21 protein-coding genes are annotated in these 18,897 nt (G+C 63.0%); 13 read left to right on the top strand and 8 right to left on the bottom strand.

The window, feature by feature from the left end; translation table 11 throughout:
- Positions 1 to 167: 167 nt before the first annotated feature.
- From HT585_RS11195 to HT585_RS11210, 4 genes are all read left to right on the top strand, one after another.
- Positions 168 to 650, top strand: a complete 483-nt coding sequence (locus HT585_RS11195; protein WP_176352956.1) for a MarR family transcriptional regulator — start codon at positions 168 to 170, stop codon at positions 648 to 650.
- A 45-nt stretch (positions 651 to 695) separates the two neighbouring features.
- The gene (locus HT585_RS11200; protein WP_065786378.1) at positions 696 to 1,397 is read left to right on the top strand and encodes a response regulator; all 702 of its coding nucleotides are present in this window, start codon (positions 696 to 698) and stop codon (positions 1,395 to 1,397) included.
- 113 nt (positions 1,398 to 1,510) lie between these two features.
- Positions 1,511 to 2,893 carry an ATP-binding protein gene (locus HT585_RS11205; protein WP_176352957.1) on the top strand — a complete coding sequence of 461 codons (1,383 nt, stop codon included), beginning with the start codon at positions 1,511 to 1,513 and terminating at the stop codon, positions 2,891 to 2,893.
- A gap of 60 nt (positions 2,894 to 2,953) precedes the next feature.
- Positions 2,954 to 3,466 carry a tetratricopeptide repeat protein gene (locus HT585_RS11210; RefSeq protein ID WP_176352958.1) on the top strand — a complete coding sequence of 171 codons (513 nt, stop codon included), beginning with the start codon at positions 2,954 to 2,956 and terminating at the stop codon, positions 3,464 to 3,466.
- A 10-nt stretch (positions 3,467 to 3,476) separates the two neighbouring features.
- Here HT585_RS11210 and HT585_RS11215 read toward each other — a convergent pair whose 3' ends face one another.
- The 5 genes from HT585_RS11215 to HT585_RS11235 all read right to left on the bottom strand — a co-directional run bounded on the left by HT585_RS11215 (position 3,477) and on the right by HT585_RS11235 (position 6,430).
- Complete coding sequence (locus HT585_RS11215) at positions 3,477 to 4,040, bottom strand: dual specificity protein phosphatase family protein (protein ID WP_176352959.1); 564 nt, start codon at positions 4,038 to 4,040, stop codon at positions 3,477 to 3,479.
- 4 nt (positions 4,041 to 4,044) lie between these two features.
- Positions 4,045 to 4,386, bottom strand: a complete 342-nt coding sequence (locus tag HT585_RS11220) for a tRNA-binding protein (protein WP_176352960.1) — start codon at positions 4,384 to 4,386, stop codon at positions 4,045 to 4,047.
- A gap of 16 nt (positions 4,387 to 4,402) precedes the next feature.
- Positions 4,403 to 5,221: a pyrroline-5-carboxylate reductase gene (gene proC, locus HT585_RS11225; protein ID WP_176352961.1), complete on the bottom strand. Its 819-nt coding sequence runs from the start codon at positions 5,219 to 5,221 to the stop codon at positions 4,403 to 4,405.
- 1 nt (position 5,222) lies between these two features.
- On the bottom strand, positions 5,223 to 5,723 hold the full coding sequence (locus HT585_RS11230; RefSeq protein ID WP_025427918.1) for a type III secretion system chaperone family protein: 501 nt from the start codon (positions 5,721 to 5,723) through the stop codon (positions 5,223 to 5,225).
- Positions 5,724 to 6,169: 446 nt separating this feature from the next.
- Positions 6,170 to 6,430 carry an accessory factor UbiK family protein gene (locus HT585_RS11235; RefSeq protein WP_176352962.1) on the bottom strand — a complete coding sequence of 87 codons (261 nt, stop codon included), beginning with the start codon at positions 6,428 to 6,430 and terminating at the stop codon, positions 6,170 to 6,172.
- A 191-nt stretch (positions 6,431 to 6,621) separates the two neighbouring features.
- Between HT585_RS11235 and lgt the strand changes: the two genes are divergently transcribed.
- The 8 genes from lgt to HT585_RS11275 all read left to right on the top strand — a co-directional run bounded on the left by lgt (position 6,622) and on the right by HT585_RS11275 (position 13,964).
- On the top strand, positions 6,622 to 7,467 hold the full coding sequence (gene lgt / locus HT585_RS11240; protein ID WP_176352963.1) for a prolipoprotein diacylglyceryl transferase: 846 nt from the start codon (positions 6,622 to 6,624) through the stop codon (positions 7,465 to 7,467).
- Between the two features lie 12 nt (positions 7,468 to 7,479).
- Positions 7,480 to 8,583, top strand: coding sequence for a class I SAM-dependent methyltransferase (locus HT585_RS11245; RefSeq protein ID WP_176352964.1), 1,104 nt, complete (start codon positions 7,480 to 7,482; stop codon positions 8,581 to 8,583).
- A gap of 253 nt (positions 8,584 to 8,836) precedes the next feature.
- Complete coding sequence (gene pgeF / locus HT585_RS11250; protein ID WP_176352965.1) at positions 8,837 to 9,631, top strand: peptidoglycan editing factor PgeF; 795 nt, start codon at positions 8,837 to 8,839, stop codon at positions 9,629 to 9,631.
- Position 9,632: 1 nt separating this feature from the next.
- Positions 9,633 to 10,784 (top strand): M24 family metallopeptidase, encoded by a 1,152-nt coding sequence (locus HT585_RS11255; protein WP_176352966.1) that lies wholly within the window; start codon positions 9,633 to 9,635, stop codon positions 10,782 to 10,784.
- Between the two features lie 89 nt (positions 10,785 to 10,873).
- The gene (locus HT585_RS11260) at positions 10,874 to 11,698 is read left to right on the top strand and encodes a hypothetical protein (RefSeq protein ID WP_176352967.1); all 825 of its coding nucleotides are present in this window, start codon (positions 10,874 to 10,876) and stop codon (positions 11,696 to 11,698) included.
- Between the two features lie 207 nt (positions 11,699 to 11,905).
- Positions 11,906 to 12,838 (top strand): ribose-phosphate pyrophosphokinase, encoded by a 933-nt coding sequence (locus HT585_RS11265; RefSeq protein WP_025427925.1) that lies wholly within the window; start codon positions 11,906 to 11,908, stop codon positions 12,836 to 12,838.
- Positions 12,839 to 13,353: 515 nt separating this feature from the next.
- Entirely contained in the window at positions 13,354 to 13,593 is a 240-nt protein-coding gene (locus HT585_RS11270; protein WP_173420798.1) for a hypothetical protein, read from the top strand.
- A 17-nt stretch (positions 13,594 to 13,610) separates the two neighbouring features.
- Positions 13,611 to 13,964, top strand: coding sequence for an EF-hand domain-containing protein (locus HT585_RS11275; RefSeq protein ID WP_176353279.1), 354 nt, complete (start codon positions 13,611 to 13,613; stop codon positions 13,962 to 13,964).
- An 84-nt stretch (positions 13,965 to 14,048) separates the two neighbouring features.
- Here HT585_RS11275 and HT585_RS11280 read toward each other — a convergent pair whose 3' ends face one another.
- The 3 genes from HT585_RS11280 to HT585_RS11290 form a co-directional block, all read right to left on the bottom strand.
- A complete protein-coding gene (locus HT585_RS11280) occupies positions 14,049 to 14,435 on the bottom strand; it encodes a DUF779 domain-containing protein (RefSeq protein ID WP_176352968.1) in 387 nt (128 codons plus the stop codon).
- A gap of 184 nt (positions 14,436 to 14,619) precedes the next feature.
- Positions 14,620 to 16,128 carry an aldehyde dehydrogenase gene (gene adh, locus HT585_RS11285; RefSeq protein ID WP_176352969.1) on the bottom strand — a complete coding sequence of 503 codons (1,509 nt, stop codon included), beginning with the start codon at positions 16,126 to 16,128 and terminating at the stop codon, positions 14,620 to 14,622.
- Between the two features lie 361 nt (positions 16,129 to 16,489).
- Positions 16,490 to 17,446 carry a helix-turn-helix domain-containing protein gene (locus HT585_RS11290; protein ID WP_176352970.1) on the bottom strand — a complete coding sequence of 319 codons (957 nt, stop codon included), beginning with the start codon at positions 17,444 to 17,446 and terminating at the stop codon, positions 16,490 to 16,492.
- 250 nt (positions 17,447 to 17,696) lie between these two features.
- Between HT585_RS11290 and HT585_RS11295 the strand changes: the two genes are divergently transcribed.
- Complete coding sequence (locus HT585_RS11295) at positions 17,697 to 18,878, top strand: benzoate/H(+) symporter BenE family transporter (protein WP_176352971.1); 1,182 nt, start codon at positions 17,697 to 17,699, stop codon at positions 18,876 to 18,878.
- Positions 18,879 to 18,897 lie beyond the last annotated feature (19 nt).

Genomic DNA, 18,897 nt, shown 5'->3' on the forward strand with positions numbered 1-18,897 from the left:
GATTTGCGATCAGTGCGGCGCGGCATATCCTCCTGAGGTGTTACCGCCGCCAAATGTCTCGCTTACCGAGCATGGACGCTACCAACGCCGTAAAAATATGTCAATAAGGCTGACATATTTTTACGATTGTTTCGTAAGTTGCAACTTGGCTGAAAGGAAATGACCGCGTGGCCGGCCAATCCAAAGAAAACACCCGTTATGTGGGCGACACGGTCGCGCACGACGATGATACGATCGACTTCGAAATCATCGAGCTGCTTTTCTTCGCCTATCGCGACTTCACCTCCGACCCGGATGCGATCCTGGAAAAAGGCGGCTTTGGCCGCGCGCATCACCGCGTCCTGCACTTCGTCGACCGGGAACCCGGCATGACGGTGGCTGACCTGCTCGACACGCTGAAGATCACCAAGCAGAGCCTTGCCCGCGTCCTCAAGCAGTTGATCGATTCCGGCTACATCCGTCAGGTGACCGGGCCTGAGGATCGGCGGCAGCGCATGCTCTATACCACCGAGGAAGGCCAGGCGCTGGCCCGGGCTCTGGCCGAGCCACAGTCCCGCCGCATAGCCCATGCATTGGCAAAGACGGGTCCCGGCGCGCGTGAAACCGTCAAACGCTTCCTTGCCAGCATGAAGAACGGCGCCGGGGACTGAAATGTCGAAAGCCCGCGATCGGCGGGCGACGGGGGAAAGCTAGGCATGACAACAAAAGCGACAGTCTCCGACGATGCGGCCCATCTTCTGGTCGTCGATGACGACCGGCGTATCCGCGATCTGCTCAACCGCTATCTGGTCGAACAGGGTTTTCGCGTGACGACGGCTGCCGACGCGGATGAAGCGCGGCGCAAGCTGGTCGGTCTCGATTTCGACCTGTTGATCGTCGACGTGATGATGCCCGGCGAAAGCGGGATTTCGCTGACGCAGAGCCTGCGCCAGATCAAGACCGTGCCGATCCTGATGCTGACGGCGCTGGCGGAATCGAATTCGCGCATCGAGGGCCTTGAGGCAGGCGCCGACGATTATCTGTCAAAACCCTTCGAGCCGCGCGAACTGGTTCTGCGCATCAGCAATATCCTCAGGCGCAACCAGCCGGCGCAGGCGCCCAAGGTCGACCAGGTGATCTTCGGTCCCTATACCTTTTCGGTGGTGCGCAAGGAGCTTCGGCGCGGCGCCGATCATATTCGCCTGACCGACCGCGAGCAGGAGATCATGACGCTGTTCTCCCAACGCGCCGGCGAGACGATCCCGCGCCATGAACTGATCGGCGACGACGCCGAGGTCGGCGAGCGCACCATCGACGTCCAGATCAATCGCCTCAGGCGCAAGATCGAGGACGACCCTTCCAATCCCGTCTGGCTGCAGACGGTCCGCGGGATCGGTTATAGGTTGAGCGTGGACTAATGCATGTCGCGCCAACATACGCGGAAACATGAAATCAAGGCGCAAGGAGCGACCACCAGTGGTCGCGGCGCGCTTTAGGGTGGTGATCTCCTAGATGAGCGTAGCGGAAACCGATGGCAAGCTTTGACAGTATCCGGCGCGAGGCGGCAAACCCGGCCGACAACGCGTGGAAGCGCTTCACCCGCTGGCTGCGCCGACGGCTGCCGATGGGCCTTTACGCCCGCTCGCTGCTCATCGTCATCATCCCGATGGTCCTCCTGCAGTCGGTCGTCGCCTTCGTCTTCATGGAGCGGCACTGGCAACTGGTGACGCAACGCCTGTCGGCCGCCGTCACCGGCGATGTCGCCGCAATCGTCGATCTCATCGCCACCTTCCCTGCCGACCGCGACATCTCGGAAATCGTCCGCATCGCCCGCGATCAGCTCGATCTCAGCATCTCGGTCGAGCCGGGCGGCGAACTGCCGCCGCCGCGACCCAAGCCCTTCTTCGAAATCCTCGATCAGATCCTGAGCGAGGAGATTTCCAACCAGATCCGCCGTCCCTTCTGGATCGATACGGTCGGCAATTCCAATCTCGTCGAAATCCGCATCAAGCTCGACGACGGCCGCATGCTGCGCGTCTATGCCCGCCGCAACCAGGCCTATGCTTCCAACACCCACATCTTCATCGTGTGGATGGTCGCCGCTTCTCTGGTGCTTCTGTCGATCGCCATCCTGTTCCTGCGCGGGCAGATCCGACCGATCCTGGCGCTGACCAAGGCGGCGGAAAACTTCGGCAAGGGCCAGAAGATCGACGACTTCGCACCGCGCGGCGCCGTGGAAATCCGCCGCGCCGGCCTCGCCTTCATCCAGATGCGCGAACGCATCGAGCGCCAGATCGAGCAGCGCACCGCCATGCTCACCGGCGTCAGCCATGATCTTCGAACCATACTCACCCGCTTCCGGCTGCAGCTGGCTCTCGCCGGCAACAACCCGGACCTCGAAAGCCTCAACCAGGATGTCGACGACATGCAGAACATGCTCGAAGGCTATCTCGCCTTTGCCCGTGGAGAGGCTGAGGAAGACGTCGGGCAGTTGAAGCTCAGCGACCTGATGACCCGCCTTGCCGCCGAAGCAGAGCTGCACGGCAAGACGCTGACGACCTCCATCGAGGGCGAAGACGAGGTTCGCGTGCGGCCGAACGCCTTCACACGTCTCGTCGCCAACCTCGCCTCCAACGCCTATCGCTATGCCAACCGCGTCAACATCGACGCGCGCCACAGCGCCAAATGGGTGACGATCACCGTCGATGACGATGGCCCCGGCATTCCCGAACGCTCGCGCGAGGACGTGTTCAAACCGTTCTTCCGTCTCGACGAGGCCCGCAATCTCGACAGCTCGGGAACCGGCCTTGGCCTGGCGATCGCCCGCGACATCGCCCGCAGCCACGGCGGCAACGTCACGCTTGGCGACAGCCCGCTTGGCGGTCTCAGGGCGACCGTGCGCGTGCCGGCATGACCCCGACTGCTTCTACGCAAGGCCGACCAACGAAATAGCGTGCTTGAGGAGACGCCTGATATGTCCGAGCCGTCAGACTGGGACGAATGGGAGCAGCGGCTGGCTCTGCAATGGGCCGATTTCGGCCGCATCGATGCAGGACTGTTCATCGAGCGGCTCGACGCGCTGGCGGCGGAGTTGCCCCACAGGGATCCTGTCGGCCTCTTCGAGCGGGCCTCGGCTCAGGATTCCCTCGGCCATGAGGCGGATGCCGAACCCTTGTATCGGCAGGCCCTTGCCGGCGGGCTCTCCGGCATTCGCCGTCGCCGCGCCACCATCCAGCTTGCCAGCACACTACGCAATCTCGGTCGGATCGACGAGAGCATAACCTTGCTGGAGGTCGAACGGACGATGCCATCGGACGAACTCGACGATGCTGTCTCAGCCTTTCTCGCGCTGTCGCTCGTCGATGCCGGGCGGGCGCGAGAAGCCGCGGGCTTGGCGCTCGGCCGGCTGGCACGGCATTTGCCGCGCTACAATCGCTCGCTCAAGCACTACGCCGAAACGCTTGTGCCGGATGTGAGCGTCAAATGACGCTTTTGCGTTAGCGCTTGTAGATAGAAACCAGACCACGCCGCTCATTGAAGCGATGCCAGGCATCGATGCGCCGTGGATGCCGCGCGCGCATGGCATCGAGCGGAGCAAGCAGCCGGCCTTCACAACCGAGCGACGCATCGAGGATCTCGATGATCCGGCGGTTCGGCCAGGGCTTTCTGGTGATCGTCAATAGCGCCCGGAAGGCCTCGTCCTCTCGCCCCGCACCCAGCTGGTGCGCGATCAGGCCGTAGGCAAAGGCGGTCGAGCGGCTGACGCCGGCGTGGCAATGCACCAGAATGCGGCTCGACGCATCGTCGGCAGCCGGCCGCATGGCCTCGAACACTTCGAGGACCAGATCCGGGAAGTGCTGCGTCGCGACGGCGTTTTCCTGGTCACGCATGCGCACGACGCGGTGGCTTGCGTCAGCGATGACAGGCACGTCGGTCTCGGGCAATTCCGGATCGAGCAGCGAGAGGACATGGCTGGCGCGCCAGTCGCGCGCCGCGTCGGATGCGCGCCAAAGGCAGGAGACCTTTACGCGCTCGGGTATCAGATCAACATGGATTGTCATCGGGTCACATCAGCTTTCGGCCGTTGGGGATCGGCTTGTCGATGGCAGCCAGCACGATCGCGCCGGCCTCGTCTTCAAAGCCCAGCGTCAGAACCTCTGAGCGGACAGGGCCGATCTGGCGTGGCGGAAAATTGACCACTGCCATGATCTGCCGGCCGACAAGATCCTCAGGCTGGTAGTGCACGGTGATCTGCGCTGACGACTTTTTTACGCCGATTTCGGGGCCGAAATCGATCTTCAGCTTGTAGGCCGGCTTGCGCGCCTCGGGGAAAACTTCGGCTTCGATGATGGTACCGACGCGAATATCGACGCGTTCGAAATCTGCGAAAGTAATCGTTTCCGACATGACAATGCTCTGAAATTTATCCGGCCAGTTCCTCGGCGCGCTGGCGGGCAGCGGCGATGGCCTTGTCAAACAGCGGCTGCATCCCGTCATCTGCCATCAGCACCGCGAGGGCTGCGGCAGTCGTGCCGCCCGGCGACGTGACGTTCTGGCGAAGCCGCGAGGCGTCGTCGGGGGACTGGTGAAGCAGTTCGCCAGCCCCCGCGACGGTTTCCCGCGCGAGCCGCATGGCGAGGTCCGCCTTGAGACCGGCCTTGCGCCCGGCCTCCGCCATGCACTCGACGAGGTAGAAGACATAGGCCGGACCACTGCCGGAAACGGCGGTGACGGCATCGATATCGCCTTCGGTCTCGACCCACTCGACCGGACCGCTGACTTTCAGGAGATCGTGCACCTGGCTGCGCTGCGCCGCGCTGACGCGGGCATTGGCAAAGGCGCCTGTCACGCCGCGGCCGATCATCGCCGGCGTATTCGGCATGGCGCGCACGGTGGCAGCGGCGCCCAGATGATTTTCAATGAAGGCAAGCGTCTTGCCTGCGGCGACCGAAACGATGACCGTGCCAGGACCGACGAGCGACTTCAGCGGCGGCAGCACCGTCTCCATCACCTGCGGCTTGACCGCAATGAAGATCACCGCAGCTTCGACGCCTTCAGGGGCAGAGGTCGCGTGTGTGACGCCATTATCGGCAATCAGCTTTGCCATCGCCGGCGGCGGGCCGGGATCGATCACCAGAAGGTCGGCGCCCTTGACGCCGCTCTTTAGCCAGCCGCTGAGCATGGCGCCGCCCATGTTGCCAGCGCCGATGAGAACGATGGGACCGGAAGCGACGGCAGCCATATCAGGCCTCCCCGACGGTTTCGAACAGGACGGCATCGACAGCGCGTTGCGCATCCATGCCCGACCAGACGACGAACTGGAACGCCTGGAAATAGGATTCGCAGGCATCGAGTGCGCTCGAAAGCAGAACTTCGACCTGCTGGTTGGTCGGCTCGGCACCGCCGGCGAGCAGCAGCGACTGCCGGAAGATCACGACCTCTTCCTGCCGCCAAAGATCGAAATGCCCCATCAGCACCTGACCGTTGATATGCGACAGCAGACGTATGACTTCGTTGACCCGGCTATCGGGAACCTTGATGTCGAAGGCGCAGGCAAGATGCAGCGCCTCGAACTCTTCCATCCACGAGAAGGACACGTGGTAATCCGCCCACTTGCCTTCGACGGTCATGGCGATCTCGTCCTCGCCCGACCGCTCGAATGACCAGTCATTGGTGGCGGCCACGAACTCGATCATATCGACCGGGTTGGACTGACGCTCGATTTCCATTTCCAAAAGGCTCATGCATCACCCTAGTAGGCGCGACACAGGCGCGCGTTATCACGTTTACAAGACGCAACTCTGCAAACCTGGCACTGAATAAGAACACACTATGATTGCTGAACTCACATCCATCCTGGCTGACTTACCCTGCCTGGAGCTTGTGTGGTCCGTTTCGAATCATCATTTAAAATCAGTGTATAATGGCGGAGTCAGGCTGCCAGCCCCCCGGCCGAAAAATAGCCGGGTACAACCGGTTACGCGTTGCCATTTCCATTCAGCCCGAATGCTTAAACGACTCTGGCATAAGGGTTTTTTGCCAGTGTCCACAGGTGGAAAACTTTTCAGGTTTTATTAACCTCCCTGTGCGGCGTTTCACACCGCCAAGCATATCGACAGCAAAACGCCCGCGGAATCGATCCGCGGGCGAAGTAAAAACGTTGAAAAGCCGTTACTTGGCAGGGAGGGCGTTACTTGCCGCTTTCGGCGAGACGCGCTTCCAAAGCCTCGATCCGCGCCAGAAGCGCATCGTTTTCCTCGCGCGCCTTGATCGCCATTTCCTTCACGGCCTCGAATTCCTCGCGCTTGACGACATCGAGCGAGTTCATCGCGCGCTCGGCCTGGGCGCGAAAGGCGGTCTCGACTTCGCGGCGCACACCCTGGGCTGCGCCTGCAGCATCGGTCATCAGCTTGGCAAAATCATCCATGATGCGGTTGGCGCCTGTGCTCATCGTCCTGATCTCCATATTCAGCCGCCGCTTCGCATTGCGATGCGGTCCTGGATTTCAGGTAGGGTCAGGCGCGCGTGGATGCAAGAAAAATCACCAAACCGTGGCGGCCGGTCGGCCGCAACCGGCCTTGACCCCGCCGGATTCGATCGCCATGTTCCGGCAAAACAACCGGTCCGGAACGAGAAGACATTTTGGAAACCATCGCGACCCGCCTCGCCATTCTCCCCTTCCCTGAAATCGACCCCGTGATCTTCCAGATCGGCCCGTTCGCCGTGCACTGGTATGGCCTTGCCTATGTCGCCGGCATCCTGATCGGCTGGTACTACGCCCGGCGTCTCGTGCAGAACACCGCACTCTGGCGCAACGGCGAACCGGCAGCGACGCTCGCTCAGCTCGACGACTTCCTGCTCTGGGCTGCCGGCGGCATCGTGCTCGGCGGCCGCATCGGTTACATCCTCTTCTATGATCTCGGCTCCGTTGTCGAAAACCCGATCCGGGCGCTGGAGATCTGGAACGGCGGCATGTCGTTCCACGGTGGCTTCCTCGGCACGACGCTTGCGATGATCATCTTTGCGCGCCGCAACGGCATCGCCATCTGGAGCATGTTCGATATCGTCGCCGCCGTGGTGCCGATCGGCCTGTTCTTCGGCCGCATTGCCAACTTCATCAACGGCGAACTGTGGGGCCGGCTGTCGACTGCGCCCTGGGCCATAGTGTTCCCGACCGGCGGCCCTTTTGCCCGTCATCCGAGCCAGCTTTATGAGGCAACGCTCGAAGGCCTGGTGCTGCTCGCCGTCATCGCCTGGTTCATCTATCGCCGCCATGCGCTGAAATCGCCGGGCCTTGTCACCGGCATCTTCGTTCTCGGTTATGCCGCCAGCCGCATTTTCGTCGAATTCTTCCGTGAACCGGATGCGCAGATCGGCTATCTTGCCGGCGGCTGGTTGACCATGGGCATGCTGCTTTCGCTGCCGATGGGGCTTGCCGGTATCTGGGCGATTGCCCGGGCGCGCCGGGCGGCCGTCGCCGCCGCATAACGGGACGGACGCATGACGACACCACTCGCCGACAAGATCAAGGCGCTGATCCGGACCAACGGCCCGATCAGCGTCACCGACTATTTCTCGCTGTGCCTGGCGGATCCGGAGCACGGATATTACCGCGTCCGCGAACCCTTCGGCAAAGCGGGCGACTTTACGACGGCGCCGGAAATCAGCCAGCTTTTCGGCGAGATGATCGGCATCTTTCTGGTCCATGCCTGGCAACAGCATGGCACGCCGGCGAAAACCGTGATCGTCGAAATCGGCCCCGGCCGCGGCACGATGATGGCGGACGTCCTGCGGGTCGTCAGGCGCCTTTTGCCCGAGCTCTATGCAGCCGCCAGCGTGCATCTGGTCGAGACAAGCGGTCGTTTGCGAAAGGTCCAGGCGGAGACGTTGGCGGCCCATGGCGAGAAAGTGGAATGGCACGAGAGTTTCGAGACCCTGCCGGACGGCTTTCTGCTGCTGGCGGCCAACGAACTTTTCGACGCCATTCCGATCCGCCAGTTCGTGCGCACACCGCAAGGCTTTCGCGAACGCATGGTCGGTCTTGATGCCGAGGATGAACTGACATTTGCGGCTGGGATTGCCGGCATCGACCCTACATTGCTGCCGTCGCCGGCGCAGGCGGTTGCCGAAGGCACGATCTTCGAGATCGCCCCCGCCCGCGACGCCGTCATGGCGGCCCTTTGCGAGCGACTGAAGATCGGTGGCGGCACCGCCGTCATCATCGATTACGGATACCTGGCCACCAACTATGGTGACACGCTGCAGGCGCTGCTCGACCATCAATATGATCCGCCGCTCGCCAATCCTGGCCGCGCCGATCTCACCAGCCATGTCGACTTCGAGCAGCTCGCACGCCGCGCGAAGAACGACGGCCTGCAGATCAACGGCCTTGTCCACCAGGGGGATTTCCTGATCGGGCTCGGCCTTCTGGAGCGCGCAGCAGCCCTCGGCCGCGAGAAGGATGCCGTGACCCAGGAGGGTATCCGCCAGGATGTCGAACGGCTTGCCGGATCCGGTGAAGGCAAGATGGGCGAACTCTTCAAGGTGCTCGCCGTCAGCAGCCCGCCGATCGCGCTTCCGCCATTCCGAAAACCCAAGGGCTGAATACCTCAGGCGCGCCGGCCAAGGGTAAATTCGCCGATCCTCTTGAGGTATCGCAGCCCCCATTGCTCCGGGCGTTCGACGTTTGGTGCCATGGGCAAGGCGCCTCCTTCCGACGGCACTCCTGTCGTTCGGCAATTGACAGCCCAGCCGTCGCGGGTCAACATCGCGCCGGCAAATCAGCCGCCATTCACCGGGCCGCACGTGCCCCCAACCCCATTTGAAACTCACATCAAAGCAAAGGGCGAAAACACCGATGCAGCACGATGCCGCGCTTTCCCCCGTGCAAAGCTCGCTCTTCAGCGACAAGGCCGGTCCGGCGATCGCACATGGTTATTTCACCCGCCAAGGCGGCGTTTCCGAAGGCATCTATCGCGGTCTGAATGTCGGCCTCGGCTCGAACGACGACAGGGCTAGGGTCGGAGAAAACCGCGCCCGCGTCAGCCGCTGGTTCGGTGCCGATCCGGAACGTCTCGCCACCGTCCACCAGGTCCATTCTCCCGACGCGGTCGTCGTCGACGCCAACTACAACGGCAGCCGGCCGGATGCAGACGCCTTGGTGACGGCAACGCCCGGTGTGGTGCTCGGCGTGCTGTCGGCCGATTGCGGGCCAATCCTGTTTGCCGACGCGGATGCCGGCGTTATCGGCGCCGCCCATGCCGGCTGGAAGGGCGCGCTCGGCGGCGTACTCGAAAGCACCATCGAGGCGATGCTGACGCTCGGCGCGCGGCGTGAGCGCATCGTCGCCTGCCTCGGCCCGTCGATCAGCCGGCGCAACTACGAGGTCGGTGCAGAGTTCGTCGACCGGTTCCTGGCGACCGATGGCAGCTATGACCAGTTCTTCGGCCCATCGGAACGCGATGGCCACGCGATGTTCGACTTGCCGGGCCTGACGATCGCGCGCCTGACGGCCGCCGGTGTCACCGCCGAAAACCTCGACATCTGCACCTATTCCGACGAGGACCGTTTCTTCTCCTACCGCCGCACCACGCATCGGCAGGAGCCGGATTACGGCCGACAGATATCCGCAATTTGCATACGGGAGAGCTGACATGGCGCTGCAATTTGCCCAGGAGGAATATGCCGCCCGCCTTGAGCGGCTGACGGCGAAGATGCGCGAAGAAAAGCTCGACGCGGTTCTGCTCTTTGCCCAGGAAAGCATGTACTGGCTGACGGGCTACGACACTTTCGGTTATTGCTTCTTCCAGACCCTGGTGGTCAAGAAGGACGGCTCGATGGTGCTGCTCACGCGCTCGGCCGACCTGCGCCAGGCCCGCCACACCTCCAATATCGAGCGCATCGAGATCTGGGTCGACCGCGTCAACGCCGACCCGACGATGGACCTGAAGAACCTGCTCAGTGAGATGGACCTGCTCGGCAACCGCATCGGCGTCGAGTACGACACGCACGGCATGACCGGCCTCACCGCGCGCCTCGTCGACCATCAGCTTTCGACCTTCGGCGAGCTGATCGATGCTTCGCTGCTCGTCAGCCGCCTGCGCCTGATCAAGAGCCCGGCGGAAATTGCCCATGTGGAAAAGGCCGCAAGCCTTGCCGACGACGCACTCGACGCGGCGCTGCCGCTCATCGGCCCCGGCGGCAACGAGGCCGACATCCTTGCCGCGATGCAGGGCGCGATCCTTGCCGGCGGCGGCGACTATCCGGCCAACGAGTTCATCATCGGCTCCGGCGCCGACGCGCTGCTGTGCCGCTACAAGGCCGGTCGTCGGCTGCTCGACAGCCAGGATCAGCTGACACTCGAATGGGCCGGCGTCAGCGCCCATTACCACGCCGCCATGATGCGCACCGTCGTCATCGGCGAGCCGACCAACCGCCACCGCGAGCTTTACAGCGCCTGCCGCGAGACAATCCAGGCGATCGAAATGGTGCTGCGCCCCGGCAACACCTTCGGCACCGTCTTCGACGTGCACGCCAGGATCATGGACGAGCGCGGCCTCGCCCGGCACCGCCTGAACGCCTGCGGCTATTCGCTCGGCGCGCGTTTTTCTCCCTCGTGGATGGAGCACCAGATGTTCCATTTCGGGAACCCCCAGGAGATCGAGCCCGACATGTCGCTGTTCGTGCATATGATCATCATGGATTCCGACAGCGGCACCGCCATGACGCTCGGCCAGACCTACATCACGACGACCGATACCCCGCGCGCTCTTTCCCGTTACGGATTGGACTTCATTTCTGCTTAGGGAAATCCGCCTACAATCGCGCTGAAATGGCAGACAACAGGAGCTCACTTCACAGAACTGCCGCGAAGGAAAGACGGACGGTTTCAACGATGCGAAAGCTTTTGACGCCCATTGCAGGCCTCGGCCTTGCAGCCGTACTGGCGAGCTGCAACAGCACGGACGCGCTGATCCCACAGGTCGACGTCGGTGGCGGAACGTTCCGCTCGCCGCCGGTGACGCAGTCCGATCTAGAGTCGATGTCGACGCAGACAGCCGTCGTTCCGGTGCAAAGCTCGCCGGTGCAACGCACCCAGGCCTTCGCCTCGCAGCCGGCGCCCGCCAGCATGCCGACGGAATATGCGACCGGCGACAGCACCTACACCGATCCCGCCGGCTCGCTTGAGGCACAGGCAAACCGGCTGGCCTCCGGGACAGAGCCGGTGCAGAACACGGCGATGCTCGCCGAACCTGCACCCGTCGAAACATCCGAGCCCAGCGTCGAGAAAGTTCAGGAACAGCCACAGCAGCAGCCGGCCGTTGCCTCCGTGCCGTCGGCAAGCACGGCAACAAGTGGAACGATCCGCTTCCTGCCGATCATCGGCGCGCCGGTGGCAGCCGTCACGCCGCTTTCGAAGCAGCTCGGCGCCGAGGCCCGCAGCCATGGCCTGACGATCAAGGGATCGGCCGACGCCAGCAGCGAACACATCCTCAAGGGCTACTTCTCGGCGCTGAAGGACAATGGCAAGACCACGATCGTCTATGTCTGGGACGTGCTCGACGGCAGCGGCAACCGGCTGCACCGCATTCAGGGACAGGACTCGGTCGCAACAGCTGGAGCCGACCTCTGGGAAGGCGTTCCGGCCGCAACCATGCAGGCCATCGCCACCAAAACCATCAACGCCTATCTCGAATGGCGGCAATCCAGACCCGGTTGATACAAAGTTTTTAGGATAATGCGCTTCGCGGCGCAGCATTCCCCTTGCATTCAAGTTCAGTGTCGCTAAAAAGCGGCCGATCAGCTCTGAACGGCGGCCATCCCGCAAAGATTGTCCGCGATTGGAATGGCTCTCGGAATCTGCGCGGAAAATGCCGCTCCCGGATGAACCCGGACGGTAGCCGCGCCAGCTCAAGGCGGTCCGTCAATGAAGGTTTTCGCAGGCAATTCGAACCGGCTGCTGGCCGAAGCGATCTGCAACTATCTCAACCTGCCTCTTGGGAAAGCGACCGTAAGACGGTTTGCCGACCAGGAGATTTTCGTCGAGATCGGCGAAAACGTGCGCGGCGAGGATGTCTTCATCATCCAGTCGACCTCGTTCCCCACCAACGATCACCTGATGGAACTGCTCATCATGATCGATGCGGTGCGTCGCTCCTCGGCCCGCCGCATCACCGCGGTGCTGCCCTATTTCGGCTATGCCCGCCAGGACCGTAAGCCCGGTCCGCGCACGCCGATCTCAGCCAAGCTGGTTTCCAACCTCATCACCGAGGCCGGCGCCGACCGCGTTCTGACCCTCGATCTTCATGCAGGCCAGATTCAGGGCTTCTTCGATATCCCGACCGACAACCTCTATGCGATCCCGATCCTCGCCCGCGACGTCAAGGAAAACTACGACCTGAAGAACGTCATGGTCGTTTCGCCCGACGTCGGCGGCGTGGTGCGCGCCCGTGCGCTCGCCAAGCGTCTCGACTGTCTGCTGGCCATCGTCGACAAGCGCCGTGACCGCCCGGGTGAATCCGAAGTGATGAACGTCATCGGCGACGTCAAGGGCAAGGACTGCCTGCTGATCGACGACATCGTCGATTCCGGCGGCACGCTCTGCAATGCAGCAGAAGCCCTTCTGAAGAACGGCGCAACCAGCGTCACCGCCTATATCACCCATGGTGTGCTGTCGGGCGGCGCGGTTGCCCGCGTCACCTCGTCGATGCTGAAGGAACTTGTCATCACCGACTCGATTCAGCCGACGACGGCCGTCCAGTCCGCCCACAACATTCGCGTCATCACGACGGCGACCCTGCTCGGCGAAGCGATCAATCGCACCAGCCAGGAAGAATCGGTTTCGAGCCTCTTCGACTGAGGCCGGTTCGACCTGCCGGCAAAAGTAACCGCTGTCGTGAAGCGGGATTGGGCCGTCATTTTCCGTGGCTCCGGACCAGCGCGTTGCGTCTAAACAGCTTTATGCAACGCGCTTCCACGGCTTGATTTCACGTATGTCGGCGTCGCAAAACGGCTGTGCATTTTTGTGCGGCACGCCTTGTCGCATAATTTGATCCTTAAATCGGAAACTATTTAAGGATGAAATTGTGCGACAAATCAAAGTGCTACAGTGATATTTGCGCGTCTGGCCAGGCGGCGGCGCGCTTAATTACCCACCCTAAGAGTTGTCATCTTCCATCCGTAGGGGTAGCATTTGCCCCCTGCAGCCAACGTCTTTCTCTGCAGACTGCATAGTTCATCGATAAGGTTCTTCTCGAATAGAAGACCTCTTGATACTTCGAAGGATATCTTCGGAAAGCCACTTTCATGCAGCGCCACCCCGGTGGCGGCTCCACCGATCTATGCCGATCACGCACGGATAATTTGGAGGAAAAGATGAGTAATTTTACGCTAACCCTCGTTCTTGCAAGCGGCCTTGCCTTGTCTGGCTGCAATACTGCTACGTCCTCTCGGACGAGCACAGGCGATTTCGGCTGCCTAGCCGGCACCGTCAGCGGCGCAATCCTTGGCGGGTTCGCCGGCTCGGCCATCGGCGCGGGCAGCGGCCAGCTCTGGGCTGTCGGCGGCGGCGCCACGCTTGGCGGTGCGGCCGGTGCTGCCTTGACTTGCCGCTGATTGCGAAAGGCTACGAGATGCGAAAAGTAGCGCTGCTGATGGCATCCGTGCTTTGCCAGCTCGCTCCGGTCGCCGCCCAGGATAGGCCTGCGGCGATGTATCAGGGGCAAATGGATCGGCTTGACCGCGACGGCGACGGCGTGGTCAGCCGGCCCGAGTATCAGGGCTTCATGACAACGGCTTTCGTAAGCCTGGACAAGAACAAGGATGGCACCCTGAGCACTGAGGAGGCAGCGCCTGTCCTGAACGCGCAACAGTTTGCCGCCGTCAATGTGAACCGCGACGGCAAGATCACCCAGAGCGAGTTCCTGAACAGTGTGATGGCCGATTTCAAAGCGGCAGACCGTGGCGGCGACGGCAGCCTGCAGTAGAGCACGCGCGGATCGCACGAAAGCGGTCGCGAATGCTGACCGACCGAGGAAACGGCTGTCAGGTCCCCCTGACGGAAGGAGTGGTCATGCGCCGGCGCTTGTCGCCGTGGCTGCAAGTGGGCAAGCCTCCGCGCCGCCGAACAGACGAGAGCGCGTCAGGAACCGGCGCTCGCGGCCGTTGTCGAGCGAGAACATGCCGCCCCTGCCCGGCACCACGTCTATGATGAGCTGCGTGTGCTTCCAGACCTCGAACTGGCTGGCGCTGATATAGACGGGAACGCCGCCGATCTCGCCAAGCTTCACGTCATTGTCGCCGACGATGTAGTCGTCGGCGGGATAACACATCGGCGAAGAGCCGTCGCAACAGCCCCCCGATTGATGGAACAGAATGTCCGGATGGTCACGCCTGATCTCAGCGATGAAGTCGAGCGCGGCGTCGGTCGCAAGCACCCGCAGTTCGGTGGCCGTCATGTCGAGCCTCCTTGCGCATGTCGCACAAAAGTGAGCAGCGGTTTCGCGATGATGACATGCGCGAAATCAAGTATCGCGCCTTTCGGTTTCAAGTTCAGGGGGCCGAGGGCGAGTGCTGGAGGAGAACCCTCGGCCGCACCTGGGAGGCCCTCCCCGCCAAAGGCGGAGAGGGAATGAACTCGGCTCAGAAGAAGCCGAGCGCCTTCGGGCTGTAGCTCACCAGCATGTTCTTGGTCTGCTGGTAATGGTCGAGCATCATCTTGTGGGTCTCGCGGCCGATGCCCGATTGTTTGTAGCCGCCGAAGGCCGCATGGGCCGGATAGGCATGGTAGCAATTGGTCCACACGCGGCCCGCCTGGATCTCGCGGCCGAAGCGGTAGCAACGGTTGGCGTCCCGGCTCCAGACACCGGCACCAAGGCCGTAGAGCGTATCGTTGGCGATCTCCAGCGCCTCGGCTTCCGTCTTGAAGGTGGTGACGGACACCACCGGCCCGAAGATCTCCTCCTGGAACACGCGCATCTTGTTGTGCCCGCGGAAGACGGTCGGCTTGACGTAGAAGCCCTCCGCCAGCTCACCTTCCAGCACGTTGCGGCCGCCGCCGGTCAGCACCTCGGCGCCCTCCTGCCGGCCGATGTCGATATAGGAGAGGATCTTTTCGAGCTGTTCGCTCGACGCCTGCGCGCCGATCATCGTGGCGCTGTCGAGCGGATTGCCCTGGCGGATCGCCTCGACACGCTTCAGCGCCCGCTCCATGAAGCGATCATAGATGCTTTCCTGAACCAGGGCCCGGCTCGGGCAGGTGCAGACTTCGCCCTGGTTGAGCGCGAACATCGCGAACCCTTCGAGCGCCTTGTCGAAGTAGTCGTCGTCCTCGGCCAGCACGTCGGCAAAGAAGATGTTCGGCGACTTGCCGCCGAGCTCGAGCGTGACGGGAATGAGGTTCTGGCTGGCATATTGCATGATCAGTCGCCCGGTCGTCGTCTCGCCGGTAAAGGCGATCTTGGCGATGCGCGGACTGGTGGCAAGCGGCTTGCCTGCCTCAAGACCGAAGCCGTTGACGATGTTGAGCACGCCCGCCGGCAGGAGGTCGCCGATGAGATCGGCCCAGACGAGGATGGACGCGGGTGTCTGCTCGGCCGGCTTCAGCACCACGCAGTTGCCGGCGGCAAGCGCCGGCGCCAGCTTCCATGCCGCCATCAGGATCGGAAAGTTCCAGGGGATGATCTGGCCGACGACGCCGAGCGGCTCGTGGAAGTGATAGGCGACCGTATCGTGGTCGATCTCGCCGATCGAGCCTTCCTGGGCGCGGATGCAGGCGGCGAAATAGCGGAAATGGTCGATCGCCAGCGGGATATCGGCCGCCATCGTTTCGCGGATCGGCTTGCCATTGTCGAAGGTTTCGGCGCGCGCGAGAAGCTCCAGATTGTCTTCCATGCGGCTGGCAATCTTCATGAGGATGTTCGACCGCTCCGCAGCCGATGTGCGCGCCCACTTCTCCTTGACCGCGTGGGCGGCATCGAGCGCCAGCTCGATATCGGCCGCATCTGAGCGCGCAACCTGGCACAGCACGCCGCCGGTCACCGGCGTCGTATTGTCGAAGTAGCGCCCGGCCACCGGCTCGCGCCATTCGCCGCCGATGAAGTTGCCGTATTTCTGCTTGAACGGGTTCTCGACGATCTTCTGATGCAACATGTTCATTCCTCCCTGTGAACCAGCAACCAAAGCTGTGTGAGGAAGGTGATCGCGAACGTGCGCCTGCGATAGTGAGGCGCGATCGCCAGCGATGCGATCTGTTTCAGAAGTGAGACAGGTGGGATCGCGTCACTGTGCTGCAGCGCAGCAAGCAATGCGTCACAGAGACAATCGCTTCGACCCAGGCACGCCCCTCAACCCCCTGCCGGGACCTTCTCCCCGTCATCACGGGGAGAAGGGACAAGCGGTTCGCTCTCCGCGCCACATCAGGCTCCGGCCCGCGATGGCCGGGCACGTCCCCTCTCCCCGCTCGGCGGGCAGAGGGTTAGGGTGAGGGGCAGCCACGGATGCCTGATTAAGATCAGTTGACGGAAAGCCGCTTCATCTTGCGGTAAAGCGTGGCGCGGCTGATGCCGAGCAGTTCGGCTGCCATCGAGACATTGCCGTTGGCGCGCGAGAGCACGCGCCGCAGGGCCGCACGCTCGGCGTCCGGGAGCTCTGCCCCATCGTCCGATGTGCCTTCCTTCAGAAGATCGGAGGCCGGAATGCCCGAGGCAATGCTTTTGTCGTCGAGACCGAGCCATTGCCGCGCCGCCCGCGTCGCGCCCTGCACCAGATCGCCGCGATCGACCGCCAGCAGCGCCGGCCCTGCCCTGTCGACCGGCACGAGCACGATACGCGAGCCGGCAAAGGCCCGGCGGAAAAGCCCTGCCTCGATGCGGCCTGCAGCATCCCGCACCGCCTGCGACAGCAGCGAGAGGGTGATCTCGGACGCATCGTCGCGGCAGGTGGAGATGTCGATCGCCGCCGCCAGGCGGCCGAGATGGTCTCGGATCGGTGCCGTGGTGCAGCTCAGCCCGATATTGCTGCTGAGGAAATGCTGGTCGCGCTGGATGATGACGGCGCGCTCGTCGGCGATCGCCGTGCCGATACCATTGGTGCCGACGCTTGCCTCGCTCCACACCGTCGCCGACCAGAGGCCGACACCGCGAAAATCCGCATCGTCGCCGACCGCGCCGCGCCGCTCCAGCGCCACGCCCTTGTCGTCGGTCAGAAGCAGGCAGCAGCCAGCCTTGCCGACCGTGGCAAACAGCCGGTCAAGCTCGCCGCCCGCCTCGGCGATCAACTCGGCCGAACGCTGCCGCGCCGATCGGAATTCGCTGTCGGACAGTCGAAGCGGCGTTCGCCGCTCTTCGGGCGCCAGACCATGCAGCGTCATGCAGCGACGCCAGGATGCAGCCACGGGCGAACTTGCCGCCGCGGAAGACTGGTGCGCAACCTGGTAGACGTATTCCGTATGATCCCTGACGGCAGGCATCGGTTTCCTCCCTGGAAGCCACGTCCGGCAACGGCAGGTCCCGGCCGATCTCCCAAACGGCGGCAACTGCCTTGGCCGCACTATAGGCATCGATTGGACGGGAGGTCCAGCAAGACGAAGGTCCACCGTCCATGCCCGCATCAGCGTGTTTGATGCGTTCATCACGGCGGCGGTATCGACACGCCGCCCGAATATGATAGGCGAGTTCGAGCATCTTTCGACGCGCCATCACAACAACCGGTTGCCAGCCATGCTTCGTGACTTCTCGATCCAGAGCCTGTTCATGGGTCTGCTCATCGCCTTTGTCGGCTTCGCCAGCTCGTTTGCCGTCGTTCTGCACGGCCTTGGCGGGGTTGGCGCGACAGAAGCGCAGGCCGCATCGGGCTTGATGGCGCTGTCGATCTCCATGGGCGTCTGCGCCATCATCCTCAGCGCCGCCACACGGTTGCCGATCAGCATCGCCTGGTCGACGCCCGGCGCCGCCCTTCTCGTCAGCTCCGGCGTGGTCGAGGGCGGCTTCAACGCCGCCGTCGGCGCCTTCCTCGTTTGCGGCCTGCTGATCGTCATTGCCGGTCTGTGGAAACCGCTGGGGCGCATGGTTTCGTCCATCCCGGCCGCACTCGCCAACGCCATGCTGGCCGGCGTGCTGCTCAGCCTCTGCTTCGCCCCGGTCAAGGCGATCGGCTTCAACCCGCTCTTCGGCCTGCCCATCCTCCTGGCCTGGGCCATCGTCGGCAGCGTCAATAAGCTCTATGCGGTGCCGGCAGCGCTGTTTGCCTTCGTGCTCGTCATTGCCTTCGGTGTCGACATGCCGGCAGATGCCTTGGGCGCGCTGTCTTCGGCGCTGGTGCCGCGGCCGGAGTTCGTGATGCCGACCTTCACGACACCGGCGATGATCAGCATCGCGCTGCCGCTGTTCATCGTCACCATGGCGTCGCAGAACATTCCCGGTATCGCCGTCATGAAGGTCAACGGCTATGACCCCACGCCCGGTCCGCTGTTTGCGACAACAGGCCTGTTTTCGATGCTGAGTGCGCCCTTCGGCGGCCATGCCGTCAACCTTGCGGCAATCACCGCCGCCATGGGCGCCGGCGCCGACAGCCATCCGGATCCGGCGCGGCGTTATTGGTCTACGATCATTGCCGGTGTCTTCTATGTCATCTTCGGCCTGCTCGCCGGCGCCGTCACCACCTTCGTCAGCCTCGCGCCGTCGGTATTGATCGAGGCGGTTGCCGGTCTGGCGCTGGTCGGCGCCTTTGCCGGCTCCGCCATGGCGGCCTTCACGGAGGCAAAGACGCGCGAGGCGGCCGCAATCACCTTCCTGGTAACCGCCTCCGGCGTCAGCTTCGGCGGTATCTCCGGTGCCTTCTGGGGGCTGATCGCCGGCGGGTTGATGCTGGCACTTGCGCGCTTCACACGCAAAAAGGCTTAAGCACGCCGCCTTTGCCGGT

Source organism: Ensifer oleiphilus (assembly GCF_013371465.1).
Lineage (GTDB): Bacteria > Pseudomonadota > Alphaproteobacteria > Rhizobiales > Rhizobiaceae > Ensifer > Ensifer oleiphilus.